Below are 9,755 nucleotides of genomic sequence, written 5' to 3' on the forward strand. Positions count from 1 at the left end.
TTCACCCCGGGTCCCGCGCCGTCCGTCTCGGGGCACTTTGGAGATCTTCGGCTGCTGCGCTATGGCCCATCGGACGGCACTGCGGGGTGTTGCAGAGCAGCGCGTTCGGGGGGATGCCGCCCCTTCGAAGGCCGTCATGCGACGACGACCAGTACCTGGAGGTCGCTCGTATCGGGATCCCCAGCGAACTCTCCCAGCTGACGACAGAGAGCACCGGGGCACTCAGGCAGCAGGCCTTAGGCCTGCAGTTGGGCGTGAACTCATGTCCGAGGCTACGGCGAGCGAGATCAACCCTGCGTTTCGACCAAACGCCTCCCGGCAGCACCTTTCGCATCAGATACTACTTGTCGCCTCACGCGTCGCAGATTCGTGTGACGCGAGCGAATGGGCGGTTCCATCAGGCTGATCCGGGAGCATCATGCACGTCACCCGTGCCAAAGTGACCAACTTCCGCGCCTTACGCGACGCGGAGATCCAGATCGATGGGTCGACGACACTGATCGTGGGTCGGAACAACAGCGGGAAGACTTCTCTCGTAAATGTGTTCGAAAAATTTTTCAGTCCGAGCGACGATGTCAAGTTCGTCCTCGAAGACTTCACCACAAGCCGCATTGCCGACCTGGAGCACGCTCGCCGACAGTTCACTGACGCAGCGCAGCTGGAAGCGGCCGGCGACAACGAGGCCGGCGAGGCACTGCGAAGCAAAGCGCTAGAGCTCGTACCAGCCATCCGTCTCGCGATCACGATCGAGTACGACGAGAAGGACAACCTCGCTCCCATCAGTTCAGCGATCCTCGATCTTGACGAGACCTGCCACAGCGTCCGGATCGTCGCCACTCTTGCCGCTGGCGACCCCGGGAAGCTCCTTGCAGACTTCGGCGAAGCCGCCCGCCGCGCTGGGAGCCAGTTCGACAGCTACAAGTGGCTGCGCAGGAAGTTCAACGAGTACTTCACGGCGACGTACCGTGCAGTGAGTCCCGTCGATGACTCGGTCACGCGCGAGCTCAAGCCGAGTGCCGCACGGTCGATACTCGCAGTCCGGTTCATCTACGCGCAGAACAAGTTCGACGACACTCCCGCAGACAAGGCCCGGACCCTGTCGAAGACGTTCGAGGCCTACTACCGGGCCTCAAGCACCGACGACAAGCGAGGGCAGAACGTCGACCGGATCGAAGATGCGCTTGCACTGGCGTCGAAAGAGCTGGACGCCAACTACGACGAGCTCTTCGAGCCGTTCCTCGACGACCTGAGCACCTTCGGCTTGGAGTTGATGTCTCCACTGCATCCGCCCCGGATCGTTGCGTTGATCGAGGGCGCCGCCGTGCTGCGCGGGAGCACCCGGATCCAGTACCCCTCCGGGGACTCTCAGTACCCGCTGCCCGAAGGGCACAACGGCCTCGGATACAGCAAGCTCATCTTCACCATCCTGCAGATCCGAGGCTTCATCGAGAGCTGCAGCCAGGCCAGCCCTCAGCCTGCACTGCAGATCCTTTTCATCGAGGAACCCGAGGCCCACTTGCATCCCCAGATGCAGGAGACGTTCATCAAGAACATCGAGGAGTACATCAAGAGCAAGACCGACCGGAACGTGCAGGTCGTCATCACTACTCACTCCTCACACATGGTGGCCAGAAGCGGATTCGCGAAGATCCGCTACTTCGACTCCACGGAACACCACATCTCCATCAAGGACTTGTCCACCTTCCAGGCCGACGTCAAGAAGACGAAGGACGGCAGGGAGACTCTCCGGTTCCTGGAGCAGTACATGGAACTGCATCGATGCGACATGTTCTTCGCGGACAAGATCATCCTCATTGAAGGGACAGCCGAACGGCTCCTCCTGCCCAAAATGATCGCCCGCTGCGCCGCCCGTCTCCAGCGCCAGTACGTCTCAGTCATCGAGGTTGGTGACGCCTACGCGATCCGCTTCCGCAGCCTGCTGGAGTTCCTCAACGTCAAGACCCTCATCATCACGGACCTCGACTCCGTCGACCCATCCCAGAAGAAGCGCATCAGCTGCCACCCTGCCACCCCGGGCGCCTGCACCTCCAACTCCACCCTGAAGAAGTGGCTTCCGGCCAAGGAAGCCGTCACCGACCTGCTCGCCGCGGCAACCAAGGACAAGGCCAGCAAGAAGGTCCGGGTTGCCTACCAGGTGCCCGAGCATCCGGCCGGGCCTTTCGGCCGTAGCTTCGAGGACGCCTTCATCATTGCCAACGCCCCGGTATTAGCTGACAACCTGTCCAGCCTCGCTCTGAAGGGGCACTTCGAGCGCACGGTGGGCGAAGACCCCGGCGCGGCGGTCATCGAGACGCACGCCTACGAGATTGCGGAGAGTCTCCGTGACCACAAGACAGACTTCGCCTTCGACGCCATGCTCCTGGACGGCTGGAAGGTACCCCGGTACATCGACGAGGGCCTGCAGTGGCTGACGCTCCCGTGAAGACGACCATCGAGCGAGTCATCGACGAGCTCGAAGCCGGGCGCAGCTTCCTGGTCGAGGCCGGTGCTGGCGCGGGCAAGACGACAACCTTGGTCGAAGCTCTGGAACACAGCCTCCAGAACCACGGAGCAGAGCTGGCCGGCAAGGGCCGCCGAATCGCCTGCATCACCTTCACCAACGTCGCCAAACGCAAGATCACCGAGCGGATCCACGACAACCCGCTCGTGACCGTCGCTACCATCCACGAATTTCTCTGGGAGGTCATCAAAGGCTTCGGCCGCGAGTTGTGGCAGCAGATCATCGAGTACAACGACGCTCTGCGCACACCTGAGGACCTCAGCGAACTCGCCAGCCCGCCGGCGCCCATCCAGTACGTTGACCGGCGGCGACGTCTGCACCGTGGCGAGATATCCCACGACGAGGTCATCGACCTCGCGCTGCGCATGGTAACCCGATATCCCAAACTCACACGCCTGATCGCCGACTGCTACCCGGTCATCTTCGTCGACGAGTACCAGGACACCTCCCCCAAGACGATCCGGCTCCTTCTCGACCACCTTGCCGGAGCCGGCCGCCAGCCCTGCGTCGTCGGGCTGTTCGGCGACTCCATGCAGAAGATCTTCACCTCAGGGCAGGGCGCTGTCGTTCACCCCAAGCTGGAGCCCATTACCAAGCACGAGAACTACCGCTGCTCTCGCCCAGTGGTCGAGGTGCTCAACAAGATCCGTCCGAAACTGCAGCAGGAGGCGGTCGGCGAGAACACGGGGGGAGAAGTGCATCTCTTCCTCAACTCCGCCCTGCCCGCCGGACAGACACGCCTGGACGCAGCTCGTCGGCACCTTGCTGGGCTGGGCTGGTCGGACGACACCACCAGCTACCTGATGCTCACCCACCGGGGCATCGCAGGAGCACTCTCCTACGGCACCCTGCTCCAGCAGTACCAGATTCTCGGCTCGCAGGGCCGCGACAAACTCCTGGACAACGACGAGCCGTATATCGAGTACCTCAGCAGGGTCGAAGCTCTCTGCAGCGCCTTCCACACGCGCGACTACGCAGAGCTCATCGGTCTTCTGGTGGCCGGAAGGACAACCATCACGAGCCACCGCGACAAACAACGGATCGCGGCCGACATCAGAGAACTGACCGCAGTACGGGAGACCGGAACTATCGCAGACGTACTCGACCACATGGCTCGGCAGCATCTTCTGTCCGTGCCCCGCAAGCTCAGTGACCTCGAACGCCGACGGACGTCGGAGGATCTCGAAGGCTACGACCAGAAGCTGGCCGACTTCTCCAACGCGCTGCGCAAGGTCCCCTACGCGGAAGTCATACGCTTCATCGAGTACCGCGAGCAGCGCACCCCGTTCCACACACAGCACGGGGTGAAGGGTGATGAGTTCGACAACGTCATCGTGATCATCGACGACGCGTCGTGGACCCAGTACAACATGGGCAAGATGCTCGCTGGCCAGGACATCGAGAAGCGACTGGAGCGGTCGCGCAACCTGTTCTACGTCTCGTGCTCCCGAGCCCGCCGTGGCCTCGCGGTCGTCTTTCTCACCGACATTCCTGACGACGCCCTGTCGACAGCCCACGACTGGTTCGCCTCGGGCACTGTGCACCCTTGACGTCACAAACACGAGTGTGCATGCCGCAGCAGCCAGCGTGGCGGCATCACGGCTGACGGTTCCTGCTGCCGCCCGCCTCGGCTGTCAACGTTAAAGTGACCCTGGGGAAGTGAGCGCATAACGTGGTCGCGAAGTCGAGGATGCACACCGCTCTCACCCAGGGAAGATCGGAAGAAGCCAAGGGGGTTTAAGCCGGGTGGAACTTCAGATACGCCTGGAGGCCGGGGCGCCCGCCGAAGAATTCACATCGCTCCTCCAGTGGCTGCGCCGCGAGCGAGATCTTCAAGGGTTCGTGAGGGCTCAGCGCCCGCCAACACAAGCGGAAGAACTCGGTAGTGCATTCGAGCTGATCAGTGTGGCTGTCGGTTCTGGTGGCATAGCCACAGCCTTCGTCACGTCGCTCGGATCCTGGCTCAGCAGCAGGCGCACCGAACAGACCGTCAGTGTCACTGTCGACGGGAAGTCCGTACAGATTGTCCGTAATGGAGCAGATCTCGTCGACGAGGCGGAACTGCTGCGCCTGATCAGGCAGACGCTCGATGAGCAGTAAGGGCGGTACTGGTCGGCTCGATCGACGCGCTGTCCTCCTCGGCATGTCCAGTTATCGCGATACGAGGCAGCGCCCTGTGCCAGCAGCCGCCAATAGTCTTCGGGGAATGCGGCAACTGCTGACCGACTCGAAGCTGTGCGGCTGGCTTCCTGAGCACGTGACCGTGATCGATAACGCGGCTCGCGTGCCGGAGGTTGCAGTCCTGCTGCGCGAACTTGCGGCGCGCACCGACGGCATGTTTCTCTTCTACTTCGTCGGCCATGGCACACTTTCCGAGCGTGGTGAGCTGTTCTTCCCGCTGAGTGAAACCAACACCGATCACGTCGAGCTGACCGCCATGCCCTACGCACACGTTCGAGACGCTCTGATCGACAGTCCAGCACGTGTGAAGATTTCGATCCTTGATTGCTGTCATTCAGGCAAAGCGGTTCAAACCCTCTCTGCGCAGGCAGACAGCCTGACTCTGGCGGCTGATGTCCGCGGAACATATGTGTGGACGGCTGCAGACGGTCCCGCGCATGTCGTACCCCTTGAGCAACAGGCCGACGTCTGTACCTCTTTCACAGGTGAGCTCATCAGCCTTGTTCGCGAAGGGATTCCGAACGGGCCGACGGCCCTGACGCTCGGAGATCTGTATGAACCCCTACGCCAGAGGATGCGGGCCGGCGGCCTGCCGCTGCCGAACCGTCGGGTAGACGACAGTGCCAGTAGCGCTCTCTTTGCATGGAACGCGTGGAAACCCGCCAGACCAGCTGCCACTGTCCATTACGAAGCGTCAAGCCAGGCAGGCCGGAAGGGGCTGGCCCGAGCGTCGTCCCGTGCTGAGGGACAACCTGTCATAGGCAGAAGGGACATTGAAGGGCTCAAGGCCGCAGTGCCGCTGAAGGATGTGATTACTGAGTACGTGCTGCTGCGCAAGTCTGGACGCGAATTCCGGGGAAGTTGCCCTTTCTGCGAAGGAAGCAGCGGGCAGTTCAGCGTGAACAGCGATATGGGTGTCTACCACTGCTTCGAGTGCCAGGTCGGCGGCGACGCACTGGACTTCATCATGAGGATGGAACACCTCTCCTTCGGCGAAGCCGTGGACCGGCTGGCTTCACGCGGCGGTATCACGCTGCGCACTGACGCGGGCCACCGTGACCGCCAGCACGTTGAGCGCATCCGCCTGGTCGAAGCACACAGAGCGGCCGCGCAGTTCTACTTCACACAGCTCAACACCACCACCGAGGCCGCCATCGGCCGCACCTTCCTCGCTGAACGCGGTATCGACCAGGCCGCCGCCGCGCAGTTCTCCGTCGGCTACAGCCCCCAAGGCTGGGACCACCTCACCCGCTACCTACGCGGCAAGGGATTCACTGACAAGGAACTCCTGCTCTCCGGCCTTGCCCAGGAGGGCCGCCGCAGCCCCATCGACCGCTTCCGCGGCCGCCTGATGTGGCCCATCCGCAACATCGGTGGCGAGGTCGTCGGCTTCGGCGCCCGCAAGCTCTACGCGGCCGATACGGGCCCCAAATACATCAACACCCCCAATACCCCGATCTACATGAAATCCCAGGTGCTGTTTGGCATCGACCTTGCGAAGAAGAACATTGCCAAGACCAACCGTGCCGTCGTTGTCGAGGGCTACGGCGACGTCATGGCCTGCCACCTGGCAGGTATCCCCACAGCCGTCGCCACCTGCGGCACACCCTTCGGCACTGACCACATCACGACCCTGCGGCGCCTCCTCAGAAGCGACGGAAGCGCCCAGATCACCTTTGCTTTCACTCAAGATGGACACGCCCAGCAGTCTGCGCTGCGCACACTCAAGGACGATCAGGAGTTCGCCGCCTGCTCCTACATCACCGTCGCCCCCGACGGCATGAGCGCCAGCGCATTGCGCATCGCCAAAGGCGACGCGGCCGTCACGGAGCTTGCTGAACCGCGCACCCCGCTTTTCGAGTTCACCTTGCGTCAGATCATCGCTCGACACGATTTGGAGAGCGCTGTTGGGCAGAATGCTGCCCTGGCAGAGGCCGCTCCGACTGTCGCACGCATCACTGACAGCATGGTTCAGCGCGAAGTCGCGCTCAGGCTGGCCGGCATGCTCGGCGGCTTGGACAAGACCTTCGTGGTCAGGCACATCAGGCACCTGGCTCGTGAAGCTCGCGGCAGGGCCGGCCTGCACTCCGCTGTGGAGCGCCCGCCCTCGTACGGGAACGTTGAGTCCCCACCCAAGCCCGTGATCAATCTTCGTAACGCGGTGTATGCAACGGAGCGCGAGCTACTCAAGATCGCCCTGCAGCGGCCCGACTTGGTTTCCCCGGCCTTCGATGCCTATGGGATCGAGGAGTTCACCGCTCCGCCCTATGCAGCTGTGCGCCGCACGATCAAGGACGCGGGCGGCGCAGAGTATGGTGTTCAGGATCTGCGGGAGTACTTGTCCTTGGTCCGCGAAGCCGCTCCGGACGACGCTGTCCGTGCCCTGATTACCGAGCTGGCTACCGAGCCGATCATGCGCAGGAACGTTGACGAAGCCTACGCAGGTGACCAACTCGTCACCGTAAGGCGGCGCTCCGTTGACCGGCGGATGCGGGACCTCCTGGCCGTCCTGGCTCGCGAGAGCGATCAGAACATCCCATTCGACCGCCGTGCAGAACGAAGTGTGGGTGTTGCAGCAGTACGGTCAAGCCTTGCAGGAGCGAGGTGTGGAAGCCCTGTGAGTGCCCACCGCCCTTGTCCCTGTCCTCGTAGCCGTCGACGCCTTTGGCCCTGTAAACAGTGGGACTTCCACAGTTTTCTCAGCAGCGCAACTCCCCAGCCGTTTCAACCACCGGGGCTGCCCAGCGAAAACAGCCGGACGGGGATTCGTCCGGCTGTTTTCGCTGTGTCGGAGTGCCACGTCTACTCGCTGTAGGCCGTACGTGCCAGCATCCGTACTTCCTTCGCAGGCTCCACCAGGCCGTCCGTGAACTTCTCCGCACTCTCCGCGCCCGAGTAAATCCCGGTGATCTCTTCGTGTCCCGCCTCAAAGATCTGGCTTTGAGCCGGGCCCGTGGCCTGCGGCGACTAGCTCACCTGAGACGTGGAGATGCCGGGAATCTCAGGTGATGTGGTTCCGATCGGGTGGTTGCCTGACGTTGTCTCGGTTGATCTGGTCCGGCTCCGCTGTTTCGAATATTGGTAACTCCGGATAACAGAACTTGAGCAATGCGATGCCGGAGGTGGGTTATCTGTCTCGATAGATGTCTTCGTCCGGCTCCCAGTTCGCATCGATCGTGGGGTCCTCCGGGCCGTCCGGGATGAACTTGGGATCTGGCTGCCAGTTCCCGTAGAAGTCTTCCGGCGAGTCGGAGAGTTCAACTTCGTCACCGAGGTCTCCCAGCTGCCAGAACTCCTCGTTCTCGACGTCGAGGTCGCATGCGGAGCAGGCGAAGACGTAGGGAGTGAAGACCACGACGGGGCTGTTCGTCTCCTCGATGTGGGTGTCGCCCATGAGCCACCCTTGTGAGCCACAGGCAGGGCAAGTCGTCTCTACGTCGTGTTCCATGTAGCGGGGTGAATATTGTGTGATCGTGGCGAGCACGATCTCCCGCTCCTTAGACGCCAAGTGCCCGTAACGCTGCTCGAAGATGGCCCGCGCCTTGGCCAGTTTGCCTTCCAGGCGGATGCGGGCGGCCTGAACACGTTCCAAGATCAGCCTGTCGTGCAGAGGGACGTAGCTGCCCCAATAGTCGTCCGGAGCGATCTTCAGCTCTGCGAGCAACGGGTCGATCAGCCGCAGGCATGTGGTGAAGACCGTCTGGACCTCCGCGACGTCATGAACGCCGCTGTGAGCAACGCCGTTGCGGGCGTTCACGACGGGCTCCAGTGCCTGCTTGTTGATCGGGATCTGATTCCGAAGGATCTTGTGGACTCGGGCATGGGCTTCCACCAGCCCGATCGTCTTCGCCCGACTCGCGGGGGCTGAGGCGTGCGCGCCGTGGCCGGTGGGGTGGAGGAGCGAATCGAAGTCCCGGGCCTCGACTATCAGGGCCGGGTGGAGGCCTGCGAGGAAGGCCTTGAGGAGGTGTTCGGCGGCGATCCCAGCGTGGTGAACCGCGAAGTCGTATGACTCGGGCCCCTCCGCGAACGCCGTGAGTGCCGCGGTCATCCACTTCTGCGACGAGGCCTTGAGCTGTTCGGCATGCATGGAGTGGACCATAGGGCTGTTGAGACAACAGCCAAACCTGGATTTCGGCGCTTGTCCCCGGGGTGCGTTCGGACCTGAGAGTTCGGTCGCGTATCGGGCCCAGTTGCCTCCGGACTGAGTCCAGGCGGCGGCGGTCTCGGGGCTGATCCCCAGCAGATCCATGAGGACCGCGGCCGGCAGCTGGTTGGAGAGCCCCATCAAGGCGGAGAGGTCCGGTCCGGACGGGAGTAGATGCCCAGGTGCCGATGGTGGTGTGCCCGCGGAGCCGCGCGAGGAGGCGTCGGGCGAGCTCGTCCAGCGGATCGGGCAGCTGAGAAGCCACGACACGCAGGCGAACCAGGTCACCTGAGACCACAGACCAATCAGACCAGATCATCTGAAACAGAAGCCAGATCGACAAAGACGGGGCACCTCGATGTCCACCATCACCTGAGGCCGACGTACCTCTCCGTTCCCGTAGGCGTCCGCAATCACCTGGGCATACGCCGACCGGGACCATCCGAACGTGGCGTCAACCAAACCTCCGTGCACCACGACGGGCACTCCACGAACAGCCGTCGGCCGTTGACGAGAGCCGGATGTAACTTGCGGACGGTTCCACGTAGCAGGAGCCGTTCACTCTCCGCTCTTCGTCTCGTCGGGCGCCTCAAACCCATCCTCGAACAACTGGGCTGGCGCGACGTTCAGGCCGGACGCGATGCTCAGGATGGTCAGCACACTCGGATTGCGCCGACCGTGTTCGATGTAAATCAGTCCGCGAAAGCTCAATCCACTGCGTTCAGCGAGCTGCTCCAGGCTGTAGCCGCGCTCTTCTCGAAGACGCCGGATCTGCATCCCGAAGGACACAAGCCGCGGATCCGGCAGTGATTGAGCCTTTTCAGCGTTGCCGCTCCAGGGTGAGGACGGCTTTGGCGATTGACGTCATTCGATTCGGGCTGCACCGGGACCTGCGGAAGATCCGCC

5 protein-coding genes and 3 pseudogenes are annotated in these 9,755 nt (G+C 62.6%); 5 read left to right on the plus strand and 3 right to left on the minus strand.

Going from position 1 to position 9,755, the window contains the following annotated elements; genetic code table 11:
• The first annotated feature begins 418 nt into the window (after nt 1-418).
• The 5 genes and pseudogenes from ACFY6U_RS48860 (at nt 419) to dnaG (ending at nt 7,323) form a co-directional block, all read left to right on the plus strand.
• Nucleotides 419-2,443 (plus strand): ATP-dependent endonuclease, encoded by a 2,025-nt coding sequence (locus ACFY6U_RS48860; protein ID WP_390049138.1) that lies wholly within the window; start codon nt 419-421, stop codon nt 2,441-2,443.
• Nucleotides 2,440-4,071, plus strand: a complete 1,632-nt coding sequence (locus ACFY6U_RS48865; RefSeq protein ID WP_390049140.1) for a UvrD-helicase domain-containing protein — start codon at nt 2,440-2,442, stop codon at nt 4,069-4,071. The genes ACFY6U_RS48860 and ACFY6U_RS48865 overlap by 4 nt, the downstream gene beginning before the upstream one ends.
• 196 nt (nt 4,072-4,267) lie before the next feature.
• Nucleotides 4,268-4,621, plus strand: a complete 354-nt coding sequence (locus ACFY6U_RS48870; protein ID WP_390049141.1) for a hypothetical protein — start codon at nt 4,268-4,270, stop codon at nt 4,619-4,621.
• Nucleotides 4,611-5,198: pseudogene (locus ACFY6U_RS48875) on the plus strand (caspase domain-containing protein); the annotation flags it as partial. The gene ACFY6U_RS48870 and the pseudogene ACFY6U_RS48875, both read left to right, overlap by 11 nt.
• 261 nt (nt 5,199-5,459) lie before the next feature.
• Nucleotides 5,460-7,323 (plus strand): annotated as a pseudogene (gene dnaG / locus ACFY6U_RS48880) (DNA primase).
• 506 nt (nt 7,324-7,829) lie between these two features.
• On the opposite strand, the gene ACFY6U_RS48885 reads toward dnaG, so the two are convergent.
• From ACFY6U_RS48885 to ACFY6U_RS48895, 3 genes and pseudogenes are all read right to left on the minus strand, one after another.
• A complete protein-coding gene (locus ACFY6U_RS48885; RefSeq protein WP_390049143.1) occupies nt 7,830-8,792 on the minus strand; it encodes a hypothetical protein in 963 nt (320 codons plus the stop codon).
• 615 nt (nt 8,793-9,407) lie between these two features.
• Complete coding sequence (locus ACFY6U_RS48890; protein WP_390049144.1) at nt 9,408-9,626, minus strand: helix-turn-helix domain-containing protein; 219 nt, start codon at nt 9,624-9,626, stop codon at nt 9,408-9,410.
• A 43-nt stretch (nt 9,627-9,669) separates the two neighbouring features.
• A pseudogene (locus ACFY6U_RS48895) lies at nt 9,670-9,755 on the minus strand (IS5/IS1182 family transposase); the annotation flags it as partial.

Origin of the sequence: Streptomyces sp. NPDC013157 (genome assembly GCF_042899865.1) — a bacterium.
Taxonomy (GTDB): Bacteria; Actinomycetota; Actinomycetes; order Streptomycetales; family Streptomycetaceae; genus Streptomyces.

Excerpts from the sequence above, each read along its gene's own strand:
- ACFY6U_RS48890 (WP_390049144.1), bottom strand. The coding sequence starts at position 9,626 with ATGCAGATCCGGCGTCTTCGAGAAGAGCGCGGCTACAGCCTGGAGCAG.
- ACFY6U_RS48860 (WP_390049138.1), top strand. The coding sequence starts at position 419 with ATGCACGTCACCCGTGCCAAAGTGACCAACTTCCGCGCCTTACGCGAC.
- ACFY6U_RS48885 (WP_390049143.1), bottom strand. The coding sequence starts at position 8,792 with ATGCATGCCGAACAGCTCAAGGCCTCGTCGCAGAAGTGGATGACCGCG.